20 protein-coding genes, 1 pseudogene and 1 riboswitch are annotated in these 23,285 nt (G+C 46.7%); of the genes and pseudogenes, 10 read left to right on the top strand and 11 right to left on the bottom strand.

The features are described from left to right. Positions 1-35: 35 nt before the first annotated feature. Entirely contained in the window at positions 36-1,220 is a 1,185-nt protein-coding gene (locus tag FKW31_RS06570) for an MFS transporter (RefSeq protein ID WP_150178114.1), read from the bottom strand. Positions 1,221-1,464: 244 nt separating this feature from the next. After that, positions 1,465-1,674, bottom strand: a pseudogene (locus FKW31_RS06565) (helix-turn-helix domain-containing protein); the annotation flags it as partial. Between FKW31_RS06565 and FKW31_RS06560 the strand changes: the two are divergent. Beyond that, a complete protein-coding gene (locus FKW31_RS06560; RefSeq protein WP_150178113.1) occupies positions 1,628-1,933 on the top strand; it encodes a nuclear transport factor 2 family protein in 306 nt (101 codons plus the stop codon). The pseudogene FKW31_RS06565 and the gene FKW31_RS06560 sit on opposite strands and share 47 nt — an antisense overlap. A 271-nt stretch (positions 1,934-2,204) precedes the next feature. Here FKW31_RS06560 and FKW31_RS06555 read toward each other — a convergent pair whose 3' ends face one another. Further along, the gene (locus tag FKW31_RS06555; protein ID WP_150178112.1) at positions 2,205-4,352 is read right to left on the bottom strand and encodes an AsmA family protein; all 2,148 of its coding nucleotides are present in this window, start codon (positions 4,350-4,352) and stop codon (positions 2,205-2,207) included. Positions 4,353-4,655: 303 nt separating this feature from the next. Between FKW31_RS06555 and FKW31_RS16360 the strand changes: the two genes are divergently transcribed. From FKW31_RS16360 to FKW31_RS06520, 7 genes are all read left to right on the top strand, one after another. Then, positions 4,656-4,934, top strand: coding sequence for a DUF2252 family protein (locus FKW31_RS16360; protein WP_150178111.1), 279 nt, complete (start codon positions 4,656-4,658; stop codon positions 4,932-4,934). Positions 4,935-5,021: 87 nt separating this feature from the next. Further along, on the top strand, positions 5,022-5,339 hold the full coding sequence (locus FKW31_RS16355) for a DUF2252 family protein (protein ID WP_238332755.1): 318 nt from the start codon (positions 5,022-5,024) through the stop codon (positions 5,337-5,339). Between the two features lie 175 nt (positions 5,340-5,514). Then, a complete protein-coding gene (locus FKW31_RS06540) occupies positions 5,515-6,096 on the top strand; it encodes a TetR/AcrR family transcriptional regulator (RefSeq protein WP_063354076.1) in 582 nt (193 codons plus the stop codon). Beyond that, a complete protein-coding gene (locus FKW31_RS06535; RefSeq protein ID WP_006115494.1) occupies positions 6,093-6,422 on the top strand; it encodes a multidrug efflux SMR transporter in 330 nt (109 codons plus the stop codon). Before FKW31_RS06540 ends, FKW31_RS06535 begins: the two co-directional genes overlap by 4 nt. Before the next feature lie 47 nt (positions 6,423-6,469). Then, complete coding sequence (locus FKW31_RS06530) at positions 6,470-7,564, top strand: efflux RND transporter periplasmic adaptor subunit (protein ID WP_150178110.1); 1,095 nt, start codon at positions 6,470-6,472, stop codon at positions 7,562-7,564. Further along, positions 7,561-10,605 (top strand): efflux RND transporter permease subunit, encoded by a 3,045-nt coding sequence (locus tag FKW31_RS06525; protein WP_150178109.1) that lies wholly within the window; start codon positions 7,561-7,563, stop codon positions 10,603-10,605. The genes FKW31_RS06530 and FKW31_RS06525 overlap by 4 nt, the downstream gene beginning before the upstream one ends. Next, positions 10,602-12,053, top strand: a complete 1,452-nt coding sequence (locus FKW31_RS06520) for an efflux transporter outer membrane subunit (protein WP_238332754.1) — start codon at positions 10,602-10,604, stop codon at positions 12,051-12,053. Before FKW31_RS06525 ends, FKW31_RS06520 begins: the two co-directional genes overlap by 4 nt. A 19-nt stretch (positions 12,054-12,072) precedes the next feature. Here the strand turns inward: FKW31_RS06520 and FKW31_RS06515 are convergent, their stop codons facing one another. Genes FKW31_RS06515 through FKW31_RS06490 form a run of 6 tightly spaced genes read right to left on the bottom strand, consistent with a single transcriptional unit; the run spans position 12,073 to position 19,398 of the window. After that, positions 12,073-13,389, bottom strand: coding sequence for an Hsp70 family protein (locus FKW31_RS06515; protein ID WP_150178108.1), 1,317 nt, complete (start codon positions 13,387-13,389; stop codon positions 12,073-12,075). A 56-nt stretch (positions 13,390-13,445) separates the two neighbouring features. Continuing rightward, a complete protein-coding gene (locus FKW31_RS06510) occupies positions 13,446-14,093 on the bottom strand; it encodes an SOS response-associated peptidase (protein ID WP_150178107.1) in 648 nt (215 codons plus the stop codon). 20 nt (positions 14,094-14,113) lie between these two features. Continuing rightward, the gene (locus FKW31_RS06505; protein ID WP_089179919.1) at positions 14,114-14,860 is read right to left on the bottom strand and encodes a DUF72 domain-containing protein; all 747 of its coding nucleotides are present in this window, start codon (positions 14,858-14,860) and stop codon (positions 14,114-14,116) included. A gap of 25 nt (positions 14,861-14,885) precedes the next feature. Continuing rightward, the gene (locus tag FKW31_RS06500) at positions 14,886-16,646 is read right to left on the bottom strand and encodes an ABC transporter ATP-binding protein/permease (RefSeq protein WP_150178106.1); all 1,761 of its coding nucleotides are present in this window, start codon (positions 16,644-16,646) and stop codon (positions 14,886-14,888) included. After that, positions 16,576-18,903 (bottom strand): TonB-dependent siderophore receptor, encoded by a 2,328-nt coding sequence (locus FKW31_RS06495; protein ID WP_150178105.1) that lies wholly within the window; start codon positions 18,901-18,903, stop codon positions 16,576-16,578. Before FKW31_RS06495 ends, FKW31_RS06500 begins: the two co-directional genes overlap by 71 nt. Positions 18,904-18,960: 57 nt before the next feature. Beyond that, positions 18,961-19,398 (bottom strand): DUF2946 domain-containing protein, encoded by a 438-nt coding sequence (locus tag FKW31_RS06490; RefSeq protein WP_035353767.1) that lies wholly within the window; start codon positions 19,396-19,398, stop codon positions 18,961-18,963. A gap of 326 nt (positions 19,399-19,724) precedes the next feature. On the opposite strand from FKW31_RS06490, the gene FKW31_RS06485 reads away from it, so the two are divergent. Beyond that, positions 19,725-20,027 (top strand): hypothetical protein, encoded by a 303-nt coding sequence (locus tag FKW31_RS06485; RefSeq protein ID WP_150178104.1) that lies wholly within the window; start codon positions 19,725-19,727, stop codon positions 20,025-20,027. A gap of 73 nt (positions 20,028-20,100) precedes the next feature. Here the strand turns inward: FKW31_RS06485 and thiD are convergent, their stop codons facing one another. Next, entirely contained in the window at positions 20,101-20,904 is an 804-nt protein-coding gene (gene thiD / locus FKW31_RS06480) for a bifunctional hydroxymethylpyrimidine kinase/phosphomethylpyrimidine kinase (RefSeq protein ID WP_150178103.1), read from the bottom strand. A 62-nt stretch (positions 20,905-20,966) separates the two neighbouring features. Continuing rightward, positions 20,967-21,086: riboswitch (TPP riboswitch) on the bottom strand. Positions 21,087-21,264: 178 nt separating this feature from the next. Between thiD and FKW31_RS06475 the strand changes: the two genes are divergently transcribed. After that, a complete protein-coding gene (locus FKW31_RS06475) occupies positions 21,265-21,798 on the top strand; it encodes a GNAT family N-acetyltransferase (protein ID WP_150178102.1) in 534 nt (177 codons plus the stop codon). Positions 21,799-21,899: 101 nt separating this feature from the next. On the opposite strand, the gene FKW31_RS06470 is transcribed toward FKW31_RS06475, so the two are convergent. After that, complete coding sequence (locus FKW31_RS06470; protein ID WP_150178101.1) at positions 21,900-23,240, bottom strand: amidohydrolase family protein; 1,341 nt, start codon at positions 23,238-23,240, stop codon at positions 21,900-21,902. Between the last annotated feature and the right edge of the window lie 45 nt (positions 23,241-23,285).

Below are 23,285 nucleotides of genomic sequence, written 5' to 3'. Positions count from 1 at the left end.
TATATGAGTAAATAATCGTGGATTTTACATATTAATCAATTAACCATTTCTTGCCATGCTGCGCGTGCGAGTGCAGCACTGGCAAGGGCAACCAGACAAATCAGGGCTGCGCAACCAAGCCATCCATAACGCGCGAAAAAAGGAGCGGGAGCAACAGCCCCAACACTCCCACCTAGATAATAGCAGGTAAGATAGAGGCCAGTTGCCGCAGACCGGCCCGTTTTGGCATGACGCGCCGTGTAACCAGTAGCACAGGATTGTCCGGCAAAAACGGCCATGCAGGAAAGAGCCAACCCAACCACGATAGAAGGGAGATAGAGGGGAAGTGTGAGAACAATTCCTACAATTCCGGCTATTTGTGAGAGCAGAAAAGCCTGTGTGCGTCCAATCCTGCCAATAAGGCGCCCAAAGAAAGGTGTAACCAAGACTGGCAATAGAAAGACCACAAATAGGGCGCCAACCTCCAGAGAGGTCAGGCTGAACGGTGGCGCCCCCAAACGTAGGCTCAGATAGGTGAAGGAGGTGACCTGCTGAAACAGCAAGCTGGCACCGATAAAACAGGTGGCTAGTAGCCGCCAGTCCTGCGCACCTTTTATGACACTTTTTAAACTTTCAGAAAGGGAAGGGCTGGGTTTGAAATGGCGCTCTGTAGGTAAACAAAACACGGCAAGAGCAAGCACGAAAGAAAGCAAAACAGCAAAGACAAGAAATGTAGAAAGCCATCCCGTTAATGCAGCGGCTGCACCTGCAAGAAATCGGCCACAGAACCCACCGAACGCCGTACCCGCAACATACACACCGTTTATGATGGTTGCGGCACGCCCCGACCATTCCTCGGCAATATAAGCAAGGGCGGCGGTAAAGATAAACGGAACCAGTAACCCTTGTGCAAACCGTAGGGAAAAAAGAGCAGCAAAGTTCCATGCCAGAGCGCAGCTAGCGGTTGTGACAATCAGCCCGATAAGCGCAATTACCATAATGTGTTTGCGCCCAAAGCGATCCGAGATAGCACCCGCCAGCGGGGCAGCAACTGCAACGCCTAGCGTGGAGGCACTGATTGTCCAGGTGCTGGCCCCCAGGCTCACGCCAAATTGCCGTGCAATATCGGGCAGGATAGGCTGAGTGGCATAAATATTCAGAAGCGCACAACTACCTAAAGCAAAAAGAGCTATTATTTTACGAAGAGGGATCTGTGTGGTTGCGCCCGTTTCATTCCTCATTACATGCCCCCGCAACAGTTCATGATCGACCTCGTAAAAATATCCATGCAGACAGGGCCTTGGGCGCACGTTCTAAGACGTGTCATTGCTATTATTCAGTACAACAGATTTATGAATTAAAGAGTAAACGCAAGAGCCGGTTTTCCTTGCGCGATATTGTGATGAACGCACGCAAACTGTTTTGTAAACATGATGATGGGGCTATAATGAGATCCAGACGTACTTCATCTCATGCAGCTTCTATTCACATTGGGGGAGTAGCTTTAGCACGGCAGCGTTGTGCATAGGCACTGGGGCTATATCCTGTGTTCTTTTTAAAAGCTGCGGCAAATGCCCCCAGGCTTTCGTAACCCACAGCAGCGGCAACATGGGTAACATGATCACCTCGTGCCAGTTTTTCCTGAGCATTGAGAATACGTAAGCGCTGGCACCATGCTGAAAACTGCATTCCCGTAAGCGCCTTTCAAACTCACACACGTGCTTTGCGTGCCAACCTTAGTCGGCTGGAAATCGATATCCAGCACATAGTGTGTGAGGGTAATAAAGCGGCCACAGTGCACGTAGCACGTATTACACACCTCTCTGGTGAGGAAAGTCTGATCAAAGTTGTTGCCTTTTATCAGTTCAGAGAAGGCCGCATCTGTCTTGTTGATGAACTAACCCATCTTTTGAAAGGCAACGAGAAAGACCAAAACCTTGGAGCATTACAATGAAAAACAAGCTCTATTCGTACAGCCTTCATCGCAGACAGAGCTTAAGGCATTACGGGCAAACGGGCAGGGGTTTACTTATGGTTCGGCATTACTGATTGTATTTTGCTTACCAGAAACAAAAGGTAAAATTTTGCAAAATTTTTGAGCGCAAGACAGATTGTGCTGCCGATGGCTACGGGCAAGCTGCTTGCTTGGATCCGTAGCCACTAATAAAAATCAATAAGTCTTGCTCGTACAGGAAGAAGAGCCCTGCATAAACAGCGGTTTCCTATCACTTGTTCTTAAGTTTTGCCTCCCATGCGGCCCGCACTTCGGCAGGTGTCATTTGCTTTTGTTGTCCCTTTTTTGGCCTTTCAGCAGGCGCAGGTTTCTTGCCGTTTGTTGTGCGGGCTTGCGTGGAGGAAGGCTTTTGTTTTCCTACTGAAGCGCGTGCATGAGAGAGTGCTCCAGGTGCAATCCCGGCGGCAGGATTGCTGTTCACTTCCTGAACAGCGCGGCTGCACAGAGATTTGTCACCTACACCGAACTGAATGGTTGGAAGCAAGGCAAGCGGCGGAAAAACAAATCCAAGCCCGGTAGCTGCGGCTGCGCGGCCAATAATTTCGGCACCGGGAAGAACCATGGGGGATTTGATAGGCCCGGTAATATGGAATGCACCTGGTAGCGAAGCAATTGTGGGATGTTGTGAACGCGTGGTGAGTTCATAATCCAGCTTGTTTGTGCGGAAATTGATAGTGCCTTTACCCAATGTGCGGGCTTCGCCCGTTTCAAGCAGCAAGGTATTGGTTGAGACAATACCATTCTTGAGCGGCATATCCGCAATAAAGCAGCGAATATCTGTATGGGATGGGAGACCAATCGCACTGAGAACAGCATTAGCCAGTTGCAGACCCAATACACTCGGCAAGATGGCTGTAATATCCCCCCCTTGATCCAGAACCAGCGTAAGGCCCCCATTACCTGCGGCCATCAGAGAGGCAATGGAATTACCTTTCGTCTTGAGTGTCATATGCCCGCCAATAATACCTTGGGCTTTTGAATTTGCGGTAGCCTGCATAATGCGTGAAAGGTCAATGCGGGCAAAATCGATACGCGCGGTTGTATCAAATAACTTGCCGTCTGGCTTGAGGGTAGCAGAGCTGGCCAGAGTGCCATTCCCCACTGCAAAATTCAGGCGTTTCAGATCAATGGCGCCATCGGTCACAAAAAATTCGGCGTCAATATTATCAAGCGGTACTTTCTGATTTTCGATGTGCGCACCATGATACGTAACATGTGCATTTACAGCATTCAGTTTGGGAATGTTGATAGGGGTATCTGGCAGCACCGTGTTGCTTTTAGCTTCCGCTTTTTCTTCTGCCTTTGTCTTGTCAGGTTTTGCACCAATAAAACCTCCCAGATCAACAAGGTTTACTTGTTTGGAATGGAGGTCTGCCTGTACGAATATGGGCTTTTCATGTGGGTTGATTTCAATGGTGCCACCAATATCACTGGTGCCCATCTTGCCTTCAAAATCTTTAAAAACAACATGTTCGCGCGTATAGTTTAGGGCTCCCGTAATGCTGTACGCAGGTGTGCGTGGAATGGGTACACCGGTAAGCGGATACAGCAAAGACATATCAGGCCCGGCAAAGTGCAGTTTGAGATGCGCCCCACTGAGTGTGAGCGGATGCACAACATCCCCTTTCAGCGTGGCTGTGGTAGGGCCATTTTGCACGAACAAATCAACCGGATAAGGCTCCTTATCAGCAACAAAGGAGAGAACAGTGCCCCCTACAAAGCGGGCTGTAATAGGTTGCTGCGCATAACGTCCTTTAGCTGTAAGACGCAAAGATCCGCGGTTGTTGCCTTGCGGAGGCGTGGTTTCCACTCCCATCTGCATATCAGCCTGTAGCGGATCATGCCGGACATGCAGTGCACCATTGGTAATACGCAGTTCTCCAATATCAGGAAGGCTGCTGGCCTGCTCCGTCTTGTTCTTATTTGCTGGGGCGGGTTTTCCGTCTTCCGTAAAGGTGTAATTATTTTCACCATTCTTGCGAGCAAGAATGTCTGCTTTGGGCTCAGTAAGCGCTATCAGCGGGATATGAAGCGCGCGATGCCATAGGTAGGACCAGACATCAACTGAAACGGTTAGCTCCTTAGATTGAGCAAACAGATCTTTTTCCTGATCAAAGGTCTTGGGCTGTTCTATCCTAAGGTTTTCCACCCGAATAGTTGTCACACGTCCAAGCGCAACGTGCAGATGCTCAATAGTGGTCTTGCGGTGGAGTATTGCCGTGGCACGGGAATTGACCAAAGGTACAAACCAATCCCATGACCAGAATACAATCAACAGCATAATGGCCAGCAGAAAACAACCTAACCCTATCAGCACCGGGTGCGATTTTGCGGGTGTCTGAGGGGGTGTTTCAGTCATAAAGCGTGCTCCTTGAAGGCATAAGGCCACAAACAGATAAAAACTTAAAATATATCAGGGATAGAAAGGGTTATCCCGGTATTGCATTTATATAACAAGGCAAACGTTATGTTTGGTTGCGAAGTTCCTGCCCGTTACCAGTCTGGCACGATGCGCCTGTCAGAGAACGGCAGAAAGAGAAGGTATGTTCCTAAAAAAGACACTGGCTCTAAATATGGCCAGAGATACGAGAATACTGCATACCTGCAACGCTTTTCGTTTGAGTTGTTGGTTTACTCTAAGAGCTATGCCTAAAAATGTTCTATGACATCAGCTCTTCCAGCACAGACCGCCAGCCTTATTCCTCGCGCCCTTCGCCATGCCAATGGCATAAAACTGCGCAAGGTTGCGCCACGTACCCAACAGGCAGAATGGCATCCCCCAAAAACAAGGATAGATCCGGTGTCTATCCTTGTTACGCAAGGGGAGCATCGAATCAGCGCATTATTACCAGCGCGTTATGCACGCATGGCCGTTTCTCCCTTTGCCTTTTTACGCGGCGCGTCTGCTGTTATGGCGACGTATTATGCAAACAGCATCTGACGCGTTTTTAGGCTGGACGCATAGTAGCGCACAGATGAAGTAGATGGCGAAACGAGAAGCCTTCCTGTTGGGCAGCGTCAGTTTTATGTGTGCCGACTGAAAGATCAGCGTTTGGCTGCAATTGGGGCAGAATTTGCACAGATTGGTCTGCCAGATTATGCGCTTTTATGTGGTCGCACGCTTGCACGCGCTCATGCGCGTTCTGGTGATGTTGCCACTTTGGCGGGCTATCTGGGTGGAGGACGTGCTTTTGCAGATGCCATTGCGGGTTTTTCTGTTGCTTATGCAGATCAGACAAAAGCTGATTGGAAAACCTTCTGTGCAGCCATTAAAGCAGGGCGCATTTCTACTCTCCCTTCTGCCTTATCATCCAAAGAAAACGTATCTTCAAAGAAGAAATCTTAATTTCACAATGTTTTCTGGTGAGAGGGTGTAGGACTTATGTGCATCTCTTACCAAGAAGAGCACATTAAATAGGAGTGCCTTTTACCCAACACATCATAAGTTCGGCTTTTTAGCCATTTTTTAGGGCTATAGGTTTGGGCTTTACAAGAAACCGTCCAGACGGTATGTTTTGCTCATGACAAGCCATAAGACACGTACAAACAATCCGGAATCTGTAAAAAGCAATCTTTTGGATGCTGCTGCTGAAATACTGATTCATGAAAGCGCACAAAAACTGACACTAAATTTGGTTGCGCAAAAGGCGGGTGTTAGCAAAGGCGGCTTGCTCCATCATTTTCCCTCTAAAGAGAAACTTCTTGATGGGTTGTTCCATCGAGAACTCAATCTTTTTCGGGATGAAATACAGGCTGCTATGGAAAAAGATCCTGTTGAAACAGGGCGGGCAGCGCGTGCCTATATTGGCTTGGGTAATGCATCTAACCCGCAGGATAAAAGCTATATTATTCTGCGCCAGTTGCTATCTATCATGCTGTCAGACAATACATTGTCTCAAGAATGGACGCGCATTTATTGGCAAACAATAAAATCTACCGGACTTTTTGAAGAAAGTTCGCCGTTAATGATTTTATGCTGCTTAGCAGCAGATGGGTTGTCATTATGGGAAATATTAGGTGCTGACAAACTGAATAGCATTAATTACGAAGATATTCAGAGCATTATTGAAAAAATTACATATTCTAAACGGATAGACCAATGAAGGGATTTTTGTACATCTTCTTTACGGTGGTTTCCGAAGTAATCGGCACGGCTGCACTGAAAGAAGCACAGAATTTTACAAAACCTCTCCCAATTTGCGTAATGAGTGTTGGGTATGTGCTATCGTTTCTCTTTCTATCCCTTGCCTTAAAAGTTACGCCTATGAGTGTTGTTTATAGTGTATCTTCTGGGTTGGGTATTATTTTTTCTTGTCTTATTAGCCGGTTCTATTTCAATCAAAGTTTGGATTACTCGCAAATATTAGGTATTATTCTTATATTTTTTGGTGTCTTGTTGTCAAACGGCACCAATGTTCACAATACGTAAAATTTCTGAAACTCTCAAAATAGTGCAAGTGCATAGTTGTAAGTATTATGTGGTATCAGATCAAAAAAACAAAAGTGCTCTATAAGGCTTTCTTAATTACCACTCTTATATCTATGAGTGCTTGTAAAGAGAAATACAGTAAACCTGTGGCACCACAACCAAAACCAGTTGAGGCCGTTCAGGTTGTCCCTGCTGATAATAATTTATCACAATATGTAGGTTTTTATACTGCTCAGCATATAATATCTGTCTCTACGCTACGAGAAGGAAAAATTAAAAGTATTTCTGTCAGCGAAGGAGAATTTGTACATAAAAATGATATTTTAGCTATTATGCACAATACAAATTCAAAACTTCTTCTGGCACAAGCGCAGAGTGAGTTTGAAGCAGCGCACGCCAATACGCTTCAGCTTTCTGATCTTGTAAAACGTAGTAACGGTTTGGATACTATTGGCGCTTTATCGACAAGCACAATAAAAGACCGACAATCAGCTCTTTCTATGGCCCGTGCAAAGGAAAAAATTGCAAAAGAAGCCGAAAAACTGGCTGAAAGCCAAGAACAACAAAGCATGGTGCGGGCTCCAGAGGATGGAATTATCATAAAAGTTTCAGCCCAACCCGGTGCATTAGCCGGGGTTGGAAGCGAGATTATTGTAATGGCAGCAGGCAACCCCGAAATTGACGTAGAATTATATGATTCAAAGTCCGTAAACATTGGTAAGCAAGCCAAAATTACGATTATAGGAGATACACACCCCATTGTTGTGAAAGGGGAGGTTGTGCGTATCAGCCCATATTTTGATCCTGATACAAAAGTAAGACATGCACGGCTAGCATTAAAAAATCCGTTACCAATACCATTGAACACTTCTGTTTTTGTTACACTCTTATCAGAACAAGTAAAAAATTTTGTTCGTGTGCCTCTTACTGCAATTTTTTACACAAAAAATACGCCCCTTGTTTGGGTGGTGAGTGAAAATAAACAGCATATTGAGGAGCAAAACATCACAATTGTAAGCTTGAAAGGGCAAGATGCTATTGTAACAGGCCTTTTACCCGAACAGCTTGTGGTTTCAAGTGGCCCAGACCTTCTTCAGCATGAAGACCTCGTAAAAATTGTGCAGATGGATGAGCATTCATGATGTCTCAAAAATTCAATCCATCTCGTTGGGCTGTGGAACATCCTCAACTTATTGCTTTTCTGATGATTATCTCCGTCATTGCCGGGGGATGGCAGTTTATCAATCTGGGGCGTGCTGAAGATCCTAATTTTACATTAAAGAGTATGACAATTTCGGCCCAATGGGCTGGGGCAAGCCCCGATGCATTGCAGGCACAAATAATAAATCCATTGGAACAAGAATTACGTGGTATAGATTTTTTAGATACTCTTTCCACATACTGTAATCAGTCTTTTTGTGTTACGCAGGTTTCTTTAAATGATAATGCGCCCAAAGAGCAGGTTCCACAAATCTGGCAAAAAGTTCGTAACAAAGTAGCTGACGTTTCTCCTACTTTACCAGAAGGAGGAACATTATCTGTAAATGATGATTTTGCAGATGTTTATGGTTATACCTTTGCGCTAACAGGGCCAGAAGTCTCCAGTCTTTCTCCGATCGCCAAGAAAATAAAAACTGGTTTTCAGAGAATTCCCGATGTTGCAAAGGTGCAAATTATTGGGGAAATTCCAGCAACATTTAATATAGATATAGATCCTGTTCGGCTAAAAAATGTAGGTATGGGCCTGGCGCAGTTTTCTGAGACCATACAGCAACATAGCCTTATTGCATCAGGCGGTATGCTGGATTTTGGCATTGACATGCCTATTGATGTTTCTGGTGCCGTTTATAATCAGGAATCCATAGAACAGATCATGTTGCCTTCAAAATCTGGCAACTTGCACGTCAAAGACATTGCAACTGTTAGTCGGGGCTATATTGATCCGCCATCCAGTATTGTGCGGTATCATGGCAAACCAGCACTCATTATCGCCGTGGCAATGGCAAAAGATGGTGATGGCCTTACCTTAGGTAAAAAACTAAATACCGAGCTAGATAAAATAAATAGTGAACTGCCAACAGGTTTGAAATTTGTTCAAGTTGAAGACCAAAGTAAGGTTATTAAGGAAGCCGTAAATACATTCCTGTTAAAATTCTTTTTTGCGCTTCTGGTTGTACTGGTAGTGGCATTTGGAACACTCGGATTTCGAAGCGGAATGGTTGTGGCATTTTCAGTGCCGCTTACCTTATCTTTTGTCGCACTATACATGAAAATATCTGGAATTGGTTTAGAGCGCATTTCTCTGGGTGCTTTAATACTGTCCCTCGGCCTATTGGTTGATGATGCTATTATTAGTATAGAAGCCATGATTGTGCAGTTATCCAACGGTGCTAGCAGAGAGGATGCTGCATCCTACGCGTGGGAACACACGGCTTTTCCTATGCTTACAGGCACTTTAATAACAATTATAAGCTTTTTACCTGTTGGAATAGCCAAATCTACAACAGGTGAATATGCTGGTGAGATTTTCTGGGTAAGTGCTGCTGCATTGCTTTGTAGCTGGGTTGTAGCCGTAATTTTTATACCTTTGCTTGGAGTATGGTTTTTACCACAACCGCAAAATACATTAGAAAATACACCGTCTTTAGAAACAAAAAGCATTCTTGCTTTACGTAAAATTCTTGAATGGGTTGTTGTTAGAAAAAAAACCGTTTGCGCTGTAACTCTTACCCTTCTTGTTATGGCAATATTGGGCACATCTTTGGTTAATCAGCAGTTTTTTCCTCTATCTGATCGCCCAGAACTGATTGTTGATGTTGCATTACCCCCCGGAAGTTCACTTAGTAAAACCAATAAAATTGTAAGCGATATTGAAAGCAAGATATTATACTTGCCATCTTTGGCTCATATTGAAACACATATCGGAGATGGCGCCCCCAGATTTTACCTGCCTTATATACCAGCCAGCCCAAGTGCTTCACATGCAACATTGCTTTTAGTTGCTAAAGATTTAAATGCTCGGGAAGAGCTCTTCAAAAGTATAAAAAATTTCGCGAATGCTATTCCCGCAAGCCTTCATGTGCAAAGGCTTTCTTTGGGGCCAACGGCTGATTTTCCCGTGCAATATCGCATTATTGGTTCAAACATAGATAAAATTATAAATATATCGCATGAAATAAGAGATATCCTTAAAAATACATCCGGCACATCTGATGTACAGATTGATTGGGGCAATCGTACACTCTCTGAATCATTTCAACTGGATGCAGAAAAAGTAGCTCATTTTGGAAGTAACCGTATTGCTATTGCACAACAAATGCAGGCTTTTCTTTCTGGAGAAGAGGTAGGTAAAATTTTTAATGCGGATAATCATCGCAGCCTAGTTATCCGTGCAGAAGAAAAATTCCGTCATAATCCACAATTATGGGGGCTGCTTCCAATACAAACGCAAATGGGAAATGTATTTCTAGGCCAATTAGGGTCTTTGGAAATTAAACAGATTTTCCCTGTGATATGGAGAAGAAATGGAGAACCATGCATAACAGTTCAATCTGATGTTATGCCGGGTGTTGAGCCCTTGGAAATTGTAGAGCAGATAAAACAGAAAATAGATAACATAAAAAAGCATCTTCCATATGGTTATAGGGTAGAAGTAGGGGGAGACGCCGAACTTTCTCAAACAGCAAATGATGCCATATTTGCTTTATTGCCCCCCACAATTGGTATCATGCTGCTTGTTTTAATGCTGCAATTGCAAAAATTCAGCCGTGTTGTGCTGGTTTTATGCTCCAGCTTTTTGGGGCTGATAGGTGCCGTATTGGCTTTACTTATCTTTAAAGCACCATTTGGTTTTGTTGCCTTGTTAGGCTTAATTGCTTTGGCCGGAATGATTATGCGCAATACCATCTTACTGGTAGATCAAATAGAATATAACAAACACAATGGTTTAACGCTAAACGCATCTGTTATTGATGCAACAATATTGCGTGCACGCCCTGTTATACTTACAGCTCTGGCCTCTGTTTTTGCCTTCATTCCGTTAGCATTTAATATTTTTTGGGGGCCTATGGCCATTGTCATGATTGGGGGATTGAGTGTTGCTACATTTCTTACTCTTCTTTCCTTGCCAGCTTTTTACTTGGTTATATTTAGTGACAAACAAAAAGATAAGGCTGCACAATGATTTTTATGTTTTCTAAATCCCAGAAAAATAAAATTGCATTGTTATTGCCAGTCGCATTTCTGGAGGCATGCTCCTTACAGCCTAAAACATCACTCCCAAAAGTAACATTACCACAAGCTTGGGAGAATACACCGGCCCAACAGTTTTATGGCAAAGCACAAAAAGGCTGGTGGCAGAACTTTCATCAGCCAAAATTGAATAACCTTGTAAGTATTGGGTTGCAGGAAAATATTGATATCAATATTGCGTATGAAAAACTGCAAGCATCTCGTATTGAAACAAAAATAGCCTATGCAGCAAATATGCCCGAAATTAACGGCACAGCAGGGTATAGCAGAAATTATACATCTACAGCAGGCATAGGAGATGTATTGCGGCCTTTATTAGGGCTAGATCAAGGTGATTCTTACCTAGAACCTAAAGGAGTTTCTTATAGTAATTTTAATACGGGTATGTTTGCATCATGGGAACTAGATTTATGGGGCCGCTATAAATTGATGCGAAAGGTGGCTGATGCCAACCGTCAGGCCTTTCAAGATGATATTGAGGCTGTGTCTCTTTCATTTGAGGCAGAAATCTGCCGTCTTTATTTTCTTTGGGTCAACCTTACCCAAATGGTAGAGGTTGAAAAAAAAGCATCGAATATTTTAAAAGAAATAGAGACCATAAATCACGCCTCGTACCAAAGGGGCTTGATATCACAAACAGTTCTTCTTGAACAAAGCAATCAATTTCATAAGGTTTTTATGAAGTATCAGGAACTGGATAATGCGCAACAGGCTGTACGTCGGGCGCTTTCCGCGCTGGTATACAATCGCCCTGATGCTTTATCTGTGAATGATCAGAGTTTCTCACCTATTGATTATACTCAGATTACACCAGCACCTTTAAAAATTCCGTCCGTATTGGTGCAAAGTCGGCCAGATATTCGTGCGGCTGAGCAAAGATTGCACGCGGCTTCGGCTATGGTTGGTATCGCTAGGGCAGACTTTTACCCTCGCATTACGTTTTCCGGCGAATTGTCGATAGATGCGTTAACATTAACCGAGTTCGGGTGGGGGGCACGAAATACCCAATTTGGCCCAACGCTGACTTTACCTATTTTTGAAGGTGGCAAAATTGCGCGGCAAGTGGAATTGCGCCAATCCGAACTCAAAAACGCTGGGCTGGAATATAAACGAACAGTGCTGAACGCATGGAAAGAAACAGAAGATGCACTCGCCAATTACAATATGACACGCGCACAGTACGGCGATGCTGCGCAGATGGCTGAAAATGCAAAAATAAGTGAAAAAAGGGTAGGGGCTTCTTACCGTCGAGGAGATGAATCCAAAGTAGAATTTCTTGTCAGCCAGCTCGCAAGCCTAGATTGTGAGATCGAGCTTTTGAACATGCAGCAACGTTTGATGGAAAATTACATCCGCCTATATGTCGTTTCAGGCGGGTAAAGTGTAGCTCTATCAAGAGCTACACAGAAGCCAACGCCAACCCTTCAGCAACAGAAACAAACTCCCCACCCAATTCAACCCGATCTTCTCCAAACCGAGAGGTAAAGAGTTGCCTAACTGCTGGCACAAAAGATGTGCCCCCAGTTAGAAACACCCGGTCAATCTGCTCTGGAGCCAGAGAGGCTTGACGAAGCGCTTGGTCAATACCTTCACCCAGTTTGGCAATATCTGGGGCAATCCAGCGGTCAAAATCTGCACGAGAAACGGTTGTTTTAATATCTAGACCGGGCTGCGAGAAAGAAAGCTCAGCACTTTCAGCAGAGGACAAAGCGCGTTTGGTAGCGGAAACTGCATTGTAAAGTTCCTGCCCATGCTGTTCACGAATAAGCTCGATCAGGCTTTTTAACTTTTCCGGTTCAGAAGCTGTTCGGGCAACATCTGCAATCTCGTTAAGAATACGCGGTGTGCGCATAAGAGAGAGACGGTGCCAGCGTGCTAGAGAATGATACCACTCAATAGGCACCGGAAGAGGCTCGCCGCCCATGATGCGGAACGTGCAGTCACGTCCAAGGTAAGGGGCCACAACATTATCAATAATACGGAAATCAAACTGATCCCCAGCCAACCCCACACCTGTATGGCCAAGAGGTTGCGCCCGTTGGTTGCTGGCGGGGTCAAAACGCATGATCGAAAAGTCACTCGTGCCGCCGCCAAAGTCTCCCACAAGCACTGTTGCGGGCCGATCCAACCGCTGCATAAAGCGCCAGCCAGCCGCTTCTGGCTCCATCATAACGCTAACATCGGCAAAGCCTGCTTGCGCAAATGCCGCCCGCAACCGAGCTTCACCCAAAGCATTATCTGCGTTTTCGCCCACAAAATGGACTGGCCGCCCAACCGTAACATGGCATTCTGCCGGGGTAATATCTGTAAGTGCCATCAATTCCCGCAGGAAAGTAGCAATCAGATTTTCCAACGAAAGGCGCTGGCTAAATACCTGTGTCTCACGGAAGCTGGATTGAGCCAGGTAGGACTTCATGGACATGATAAGGCGCGTTTCGGACGGATCATCAAGATGCGCCTCAACAGCATAAGAGCCTACGGCACGTTGGAGAAGCCGCCTGCCACCTTCCATTTCTTGCCACAAAGCAAGGAGTGTGGGGCAGGTTTCAGAGGAACCACCATCCGGTGTGGGGAATGAAATGGTCTGGATGGTACGATCAGGACGTGCGATAACGATGACGCTATTGGTCGTACCGAAATCAATGCCGATCTGGATGGGGCGGGCTGAAATAGTCATGGCTGGCGGAAAATAGTGCCCACTTGGCATACTGTCTATGCCTCTGATGCGCTACTGCGCCAGATATCTGCGTTTTCTCGATAGAGAACGGGATATTAGTTCAGGGCATGAGTTGGAACAATCACCTTCAACACACCATCCGGCAGGGGCCGTTGCAGTTGAAGGGCTTCTTCTGCTGGCGCATTCATCCATATATCCAATTCTTCCGGCTGTGTGAGAATAACTGGCATAGCCTTGGGATGGATTGCCCCAACTTCTCGGTTGGCTTCTGTGGTCAAAAACCCAAAGAGGTCATCCGTTGTTTCTCCGTCCGCCAATTTGCGCACGGATGTCCACTGGCACCAGATACCTGCAAAAAATGCCAAAGGCTCATCATCATTACGAGCAAACCATATGGGTTGTGATTTACCATCTGGCAGGCGCGTGGGTTCAGAAAAAGCTGTAAGTGGCACAAGACAGCGATGCGCTACATGCTCCCAACGTTTCCACCACAGAGAGGCTGGGTGACGAATGTTGGTCACACCCCGGTCTACCTTATGTCCCTTAAGATAATTTGGAGGCGTAGGCATACCCCAGCGTGCCATCATCAATTCTCGCCCTTGCGCAGTATTGCGCACAATTGGCGCCATTGTGTTGGGGTAAATATCTGGCAAAGGCTGAAGATTGCCCGTGAGATCTACCGCCACCTTTGCAACCTTGCGAATGGCCTGTGGGTTGGATGTCATGGAATAGAGATTACACATCTGCTTGCTCCAAAGGCGCATTAATCCATAAGATGACCATGCGGCTGCTTTAACGCTTCTATCAGTTCAAGTGCATTCTGTGTGGCTGCACCAAATGTGGTATTATCATAAATTGTCCACACATCTGCGCCATCTGCGTTCAACGTAGCAACGCTGTTTGCATGCGCCTGCACAGTTTCTACACTATACAGTGACTCATAAATGCGCGGAGAACCGTGTAGCCGAAAATAGGCGATCCCATTCCAACCTCCGGGCAGTGCGGCAGAAGCAAATCTGGCCGGATCTGCCGCAACCCGTGAGACATGCTGCCTTTTCAGCATTTTATCAACTTCTGGCTGAAACCAGCTCTCATGCCTTGGTTCCAGCACAACAGGGCCGTTGATTATAGCTTTCAAATCATGAAGAAACTGTTCTGCAATCTCTCCAGGATAAGCAAAATTTGGAGGTAGCTGAACTAGAATGGGGCCGCGCTTATTGCCTAAACCACTGGTTTCCTCAGCAAAACGTGTAACAAGATCCTGACATCCCACAAAACGCTGCTCATGCGTAATTGCCTTGGGGAGTTTGATGGAAAAGCGGAAATCTGGCGGTACGCTTGCTGCCCAGCGCACGTAAGTTTTTTGCTGATGAGGACGATAGAAACTGCTGTTAATTTCCACAGCAGAAAAACGCGTACCGTAGCGTTCAAGATGCGTGCCGGCTGAAGGAAATTCTGCGGCAAGTTTGCTTGGAACCGACCAGCCCGCAACACCGATGCGAATAGGCATAATAATCTGCCTTAATGTCCTAAGGTTAAAAGAAGGCCCTGCCATTTTGCAAAATAATTTGTTTCTGGTGATAATCTTGCAGTGCTCTGTGATGAGTTACGCTGATAATTGTACACTGCGGCAAGAGGGTTAGCAGCGCATCGTAAAGGCAGCGTTCATTGGCAGTATCCATGGCAGACGTGGCTTCATCCAGAAACAGAATGGAAGGACGAAATAGAAAGGCCCGTGCCAAGGCCAAGCGCTGCTGTTCGCCACCAGACAAAATATTCTCCCATACTTGCTCTTCATCCAGACGAGACACGTATTCCCCCAGATTAACCGCATGAAGGGCGGCCTCATAGGCGTGCAGATTATGTTGCTCTAGAGGTAAGGGGTAGGAAAGGGCTTGCCGTAAAGAGCCCGTTGGTACGTAGCTTTGCTGTGGAACAAACATAGCCTTTGCGCTGTTAAGGCACACATCTCCACTGCCATAAGGCCATAATCCGGCTAAGCTGCGTAAAAACGTGCTTTTTCCGCTGCCTGATGCACCATAAATAGCCCATCGCTCACCCGCTTGAAATGTTAGGCTGCCAAAGTCCAGCAATGTTTGCCCGGAAGGCAGATTAAGAACCAGATTATGGGTTGAAACTGTATTTTCATTTGTGGGTTTGCACACAATGCCTTGAGTAGGCTTCTGCTGTATTATGCGTTCAAATTCAGCAAGACGTTGCAATGTAGAACGTAAACCGGCCAGATCCGTGTAATTATCAATAAACCATTGCAAACTTCTTCGAACCTGCATGAATGCGGCATTAATACGCGCATAAGTGCCAAACGTAAGTGCATGCGCCATAATTTTGGGCACAAGCAAAACCCATAAAATAATGGAAGCTGTTTGATTATAAAACGTTCCTACAAAATTAGCGCGCCATGTGTAATGCACAACCTTGCGCCAATTTTTGGCGATGTGTGCAAGATGGGTAGAAAACCGCAGATGTTCAGCGTCTTCCCCTTTATAAAAAGCAACCTGCTCAGAATTACGCCGCAAATCAAGCAGGCTTGCACGCAAATCAGCATCATAATGTTGTTGCTGATAATCGGCATGAACTAAGGGGCCACCTACTTTTTCTATAAGCAAAGAAACCAATACGGTAACAATAACTGTTCCAAAAAACAGATAACCGGGAATATGATAAACATGCCCCCAAAGCGGCACAGATAACGCGCCGCCGATTTCCCATAAAACAATAGAGAATGACAGCAGCGTCATAACCGCCTGAATAGCATCCAACCCCAGTTTGAGGACAAGGGTTGTCATTTGCGCAAGGTCATCTGCAATACGCTGGTCTGGGTTATCTGCCTGCGTGGCATCATGCTCCAAACGGTAATAGGTGGCATTTTTTAGGTAGCGTTGAAGATAGACCTTTGTGTTCCATAAGCGCCAACGCATGGAAAGGATCTGTGTCAGGTAAGTTTGCAGCACGTAAATGCCAGCAGAAAGAGCGCAAGCCGCAATATAAATCGGTAACATGCCCAAGGCGTTGCGCACATGGAACGCAAAAAAGGCATCAAAAAATTTCTGATCCCAAATACCAAACCATACGGCCGTACGCACATAAAGCAGAGAAAGCCCAATAATCAGGCCCAGCAGGCCCCATGCTTTCCACTTTTCTGCGGACATCCAAAAAGGAAACAGGATTTTCCAGTCCGAAAGAGAGTGGGAAGGAGAAGGTTTATCAGTACGTAGCACGAAGCGTTGCCATAAAATTACGAGGGGCTGCGGGAAAGTTGAACTGCCATATACCACTGGCGCGTTCGTAATAATGGCGGTTTGTCAGGTTATACGCATTTAGTTGCAGGCGCAGGTTACGGTTGATTTTATAACCAATCATGCCGTCCATTGTCATGTATCCGCCCTGTACGGTTGTGGCGTAACTTCCGCGTAGATTGCTGTTGGCATCTATTCCAACCCCTATGTTCAGGTCTTTCAGTCGTCCATCTGGCACAGTGTAATGCACCCAAGATTTGAACATGTGATGTGGGGAATAAACACCGCCAAAATCGCTTACGCGGGAATTGGAAACTTTGGTGTCCAGGTACGTATAACCAATAGACACATCCAGATTAGGCAGGATTTGCCCATCAATCTGCATTTCCCACCCTTGGCGGCGAATAGGCCCGGTAGTGACGTAAAATTGCGAATGCAGCGGATCTTGCACCGGTTGGTTTACGCTCTCCATCCGGAACAGTGCAGAAGAAACATTCAACCGGCCATGAAAATATTCTGCCTTAAAGCCCGTTTCAATCTGGTTGCCACGCTGGGGCGTTAGCCCGCCACCGCGATAGGTTTCCTTCCCCACAGAAGGAGTGAAAATACTGGAGTAACTGGCATACCAAGAGATATGGGGCGTAATTTGGTAAACAGATCCTAGGTAAGGTGTCAGCTCTCCATGTATATTGGATGTTGTCTGCCATTGTGTGGCTGGTGCAGGAGCAATATCGCGGAGTTTCTCGTAATAGCGTGAGGCACGCCCGCCCAGAATAAGAGAGAGCTTTTTAGTCAGCTCAAACCGCAGTTGGCCATAAAATCCCCATTGATAGGCGTAATCATCCGTACCCCAGCCATTGGCGTTTGTGGCATAGTTAAAACAGCTTGCCGCAGGTTTTTTAACAACATCCGTGTTGTTTATGCTCACATCGTTATAGATGGCGTTACAGTTGTTGTTGGCATACTGCGTAACCTGTTCGTACGAATTATAATTGAAGCCGAAAAGCGCATGATGCATGCGGTTTAGAAAATGGAAACTGCCTTGAGCATAAATATCTGCAGAGCGTGATGCGTTCGTACCCTTAAAAGCGGAAATACCTTGATCCCGATACTGTAGGGTTCCTGTGGTGGGGTCTATCTGGTTCCATGGTTCATTATAAAGCGTATTATAGCTTTGATCATAAAACGTGCCACGCGCGGTTGCAGACCAATCCCCCCAGAGTTTCTGGTTAAGTGAGGCAATGGTCTGCTGCGTCATGTAATTGGAATATCCCCAGCGCTGGCTGGGGTTTGCAGAGCGGCTGCCAGACCATAACGTATTGGCCGTTGTAAGCGGTAAACCGTAATAAGGGGTCTGATTATCCTGCTGTTGCGCAGCGTGAGAAACCATAAAGGTAGTGCGCGGGGTTATATCCCACTCCAACACCCCATAGGTTTGCCATTTGCGGGTATGGGCGTATTTGTAAAAGTAATTATTATCTTCAAACAGATCCGCCGTGCGGAAACGAAGGGTTTTGGATTTGTTGAGCGCTACCGTCATATCCACATCTGCACGGTAGTTGTTAAAACTTCCAACACTGGCAGCGCCGGTTAGCGCAAAATCCTGCCCCGGTTTTTTAGTAACTTCATTTACAACACCACCCGCGCCACCAGCCCCCTGCAAAAGGCCCGAAGACCCACGCAACACCTCGATACGATCATACATGGAAAGATCAAAACTAGCGTTATTCAGCGTTCCGGAAGCATTTGGCGTGCCGTCCACAGAAGTTGTAAGCTGGTACCCGCGTGAGTAGAAATTTGAATTGGCCGTAGACGCTGGCATAACGCGAATACCGTTAATCTGGCGCATGGCGTCTGTCATTGTCAGCATGTTGGAATCTTCCATACGCTGCTGTGTAATAACAGATACAGACTGCGGAATATCCTTCAGCGCAACTGGCGTTTTCCCCCATGCTTCTATTGTTGGCACGGTGTAGGAATGCCGGGTGCCAGATCCATATACGGTAATATTCTGATGGGTTGTTTCAGCAGACGCATGATTTACCGAAGATGAACACGCGCATGAAGACCCAGAAGCACTACACTTTTTAGGCGCATTGGCTGAGGTTGGCTTGCAAGAAGTAGGCAGGGAAGCAGCCGAGGCTGGCGCACAAATAAGCGAAAGACTGCCTACCATAACCCCAAAACATGGGAGTATTCGAAAAATACGAGACATACATATCTGTCCTGACAGCGTCATACATAAAGGCTGACAGGGCAGGTTGATGTATCCAGCACATAAGGCTGGTTCCCGCATTAAGGCGGGAATAACAGTTGCTATATTACAAATAGCAGCCGCAAAAACGTGTTCCTGTCAGTAAAGACATGACAGGAGCAGAGGCGGCCCACGTGTATGAGGAAGACCCGTAAAAACACCAGCAGGCGGGGCCCGTGGTGCACGATCATGATAGATCTGCCGCTTTGCCAACAGCATAATGCTTAAAGCAACAAAAACGCCAATAAAGACAATATCGGGCAGTTGCAGTAAGGGGCAAAGAGGGCAGAACCCGTTATCATCATGCGAATGGTGTGCGGGATCATGCCCTTCATCATCCGCAGGCATTACCATGGCATCATCCATATCAGGACATGCCGGGCTTTTAAGTGCAGGGCCAATATGAAGGCCAGTAAGGCGTTCAAGCGTAACACGGGGCATTTCCCCAAGCTGCGCATGGCTTTGAAGAAAAAGTTGCCCGACAAGCCCCACCATTACACAAATGGCCACCAGCCATCGGCTGGCAAACAGGCGCATTTTTGCGTGCATGGTGGCTGATCTAGACAAAAATCCTCTCCAAATTGTGTACTTGTTAAAGGAAGATAATTTGCCTTTTGTCAAGGAAGAGTGGTTGGCGTGATCATGTTACACGTAAAAAGCACGGTATAATCTGGCACAAGCCAGGGGTCAGCAGGGCTGTTCTGTTGTGTGGGCAGGTATAGCTGCTCCTATATCAAGTCTATCGCTTTTGCGAATGAAGGAGCGTAACCCAATAAAAGGCCTGCATGAGGCTTTTATCGGCTTCCTGTATTTCGAAACCGAATTCAGGCCTGATTGTTATTCCTACAAAGAGGAAACAAACCATGTCAGCTTACAGCATTTTACGGACTGCCATTGAACAGAAAAAAGCCGTTGCTTTTACGCTTCATGACAAGCCGCAGCTAGGCTCACCTCATGCTCTGGGGAAAGGGGATGGCGTAGAAAAGGTGCTGATGTATCGTGGTGTAGATGCACACGAAAAGCGTGTACCTGCCCAAGGGCAGTGGGATTGCCTTGCCGTATCTGACCTGAACGATGTGAAGCTGCTTGCTGACGAGCCGTTTCACCAAGGCCACCCGGATGCCACACAGCGCGCTGGTATTCGTGAAGTGGATATCGAACTTTAAGATCGCCCTGTTTATCGGCATCACTTAATTTGATGCCGATAAAACCCTTATACAGTTACCAGATGACTAAACATTATTTCCACAGATGATGGAAATGGTGCAGGGGACCGTGCCCATGCCCGACATCAAGCATATCACTCTCTGCAAGCGCACCATGCAAATATGCTTTTGCCCCTCGCACGCTCTCTTCAACCGATTTAGAAGGGAGAAGAGCCGCTATTGCAGCAGAAAGCGTGCAGCCAGTACCGTGGTCATTACGTGTGCAGATGCGTGGTGCTGCAAACTCAATAATTTTTCCAGCAGAACCATAAAGCAGATCAACACTCTGCGTTGATCCTTCAAGATGTCCCCCCTTTAACAAAACCCATTCCGAACCCAGCTTGGCCAACTCTTTTACCCGTAAGCGCATTTCATCCAGCGTCCATACGGGGTGAGCATTCAGCAAAACACCTGCTTCTGGCAGGTTGGGGGTAATAAGCGTTGCAAGCGGCACCAAAAAGTCTCTGATAGCACTTACCGCGTTGCCTTCCAGCAGGTGATCTCCACTTTTGGCCACCATAACAGGATCAAGCACAATATTTTTTGCACCATGATAATGCAGGCGGTCTGCAATAACCTCAGCAATGCTGCTGTTAGGAACCATCCCTATCTTAACCGCATCCACCCGCACGTCATCAAACACGCTATCAATCTGTTCGCCCACAAATTGTGGGTCTAGGGCCACAAAAGAACGTACGCCTTGAGTATTCTGGGCCACCACAGCCGTAATGGCCGCCATGCCATACGCCCCCATAGCCGAAAATGCTTTAATATCAGCATGAATTCCAGCGCCTCCTGTGGGGTCGGTGCCGGCAATACTCAAAACATTGGCGATCATGGTCAGGCAATTCCCTTTTCGCAAGAACGTAGCTTCCTGCCGCGAAACTCCAGCAAAAAAGGATAGGGTGGCCAAACCTGTCCCTTCGCCGGCATAACCCGGATCAGGTTCAAAGGGTCATTGCGCTGCCTTTTGGCCCTGCAATATCTCAGCTCCATGTCGGAGCCCCCCTCGGTAACACGCAACGTATCAGGGCAAGGGGCTTTATGCACGTAATATTAACGGTAGGTTTGGAGGGCGTCTTCAGTTTTACAGCGGCCTGCGTGATATCCGTATCTTTGACACCATGAGAGGCAGGTGTTCTTAGAATTACGGTATAAAAGAGGTTAGAACAGGCTTTTTACGGAATAATGACTATCCATGACTTTTAGCATACGTACGGCGTGTATTAAGGATGCGCCTGTTCTTCCGCTCATTGAAAAATCCGCCGCGCAGATTTTTCGGCAAATTCCTTCATTAAGCTGGATAGCCGATCACGCGGTTTTGCCGGTGGATACGCATCTTGCTGCCATAACCGCAGGCACAAGCTGGGTTGCTATTGATAAGCAGGGCCACCCAATTGCTTTTCTTTGTGCGCAAATATACGCGCAGGAATTGCATATTCTTGAAATATCCGTTTGCAAAAAAGAGCAGGGGCGGGGCATAGGCACCGCGCTGCTTTACACGGCATGTAGTTGGGCAAAAGCATATGGCCTTAGAGCCGTCACTCTGACGACTTTTCGTGATCTACCGTGGAATGCGCCTTTTTATGCGCGTCTCGGTTTCAAGATACTTCCAGAAGGCTTAATAAGCCCAAGGTTAGCTGCTATATTACAGGATGAGGTAAAAAGTGGTTTTTCCAAACAAACCCGCTGCGCTATGCAATTGAACCTGAGCCACTTTAAGCCCGCATAATCTGCTACAAGCCTATTATAGCACAAATGGCAATCAAGCAGCCGCAAAGCGTAATATCCCAGCCTTATATATTGAAATGGCTGGGATATTCACACAGATTTTTATTTTTGCAGTACAGGCGCAGAAATGGCGACGCCATTTTCCCATGTTTCAATAATTTTGTCGGCATTTGCAATGTTGGTTGCGGGGTTACCGGTAACAACTAACACATCAGCCCGTTTGCCCGGCGCCAATACGCCACGGTCAGAAAGATCCAGCAGATCTGCTGCGTTCTGTGTGGCGATATGAATAGTCTCTAAAGGTGTCAGGCCGGCCTGCACTGTAAGGGCCAGTTCCCGATGTTCTGCTACGCCGGGCACTCGTAAAGGGGTGGCGCCGCTATCTGTGCCAAAGCCGATTTTTACGCCCGCATCATGCAATGTTTTCAGGTTTTGTAGGTTCATTGCCAAAGATGTGCGGGCAAAATCGGCCTGTTTGCCCGTTTTGTGCTGCGCCTGCCATGCTGGATCGTTAATCTGTTTTTGTAGAGGGCCAGAAAGACCGGCTGTTGCAAAGGGTGTTTGCGTCCACGGTGCGCGATCAGCCCAAGCTGTGGTGGCTTCATCAAGCTGAAGGGTGGCAATATACCAGATCCCGCGGGCTTTAAGCGTTGCAATCAAATCCGGTGTAACGGGTTTGTCTCGTATGCCGTGGGCCAAAATATCCACTCCGGCGGCCACAACATGCTGAGCATCTTCCAGATCATGAATATGCGCCGCCACACGTAGCTTGCGTTTATGGGATTCCTCTACAACGGCAGCAATAACATCTGGGCTCATTTTAACAGGCAGTGTGCCATCAAAATCATCAACCCAGATTTTAACCAGATCCGTGCCTTCATCTGCCATTGTGTCCACGGCTTCTCGGGCTTCATTGGCGGTTTTCGGGCGGAAAAGCTGGTTGGGTGCCACATTCACAGGCGGCGCACCATTGGGAACACCAATACCTTGATCAACACCGAACAGATCAGCCGGGGTTTTACCCGCATGTGCTTCCTTACGGAGCGGATCAAACACATCTGGCACGTTATTACCCAGCGCCGTAACCGTGGTAATACCATAACGACGATACTGACCAAGCGCCGCCATAATATTGGCGCGTGTATAAAATTGAGAACCCGTGGTAACGCCCTCATACTGCCCAACGTGGCTGTGATCGGAAATAATACCGGGCAGAACGGTATCTCCTGCACGATCCAGCACTTTGGCATCTTTGGGAATATCCACATTCTTGCCCACCGCAAGAATATGCTCTCCCTGCATCACAAGCGTTCCATCTTCTATGGGGGCTGCTCCGGTGCCATCCACAATACGCACATGCGTAAGCGCAATAGGGGGAGATGAGGCAGCAAGCACCGGCGTTGTTATAAAAAGAGCAGTTGTGATGAAAAGCATACGGCGCATATTGATCTCCCTAATAGCGTCATAAACGGCAAGAAAGTGATATTC

The sequence above is a fragment of the Acetobacter sp. DmW_136 genome, assembly GCF_008690365.1.
Lineage (GTDB): Bacteria > Pseudomonadota > Alphaproteobacteria > Acetobacterales > Acetobacteraceae > Acetobacter > Acetobacter oryzifermentans.
This window is presented reverse-complemented; position numbering and strand designations above follow the sequence as displayed.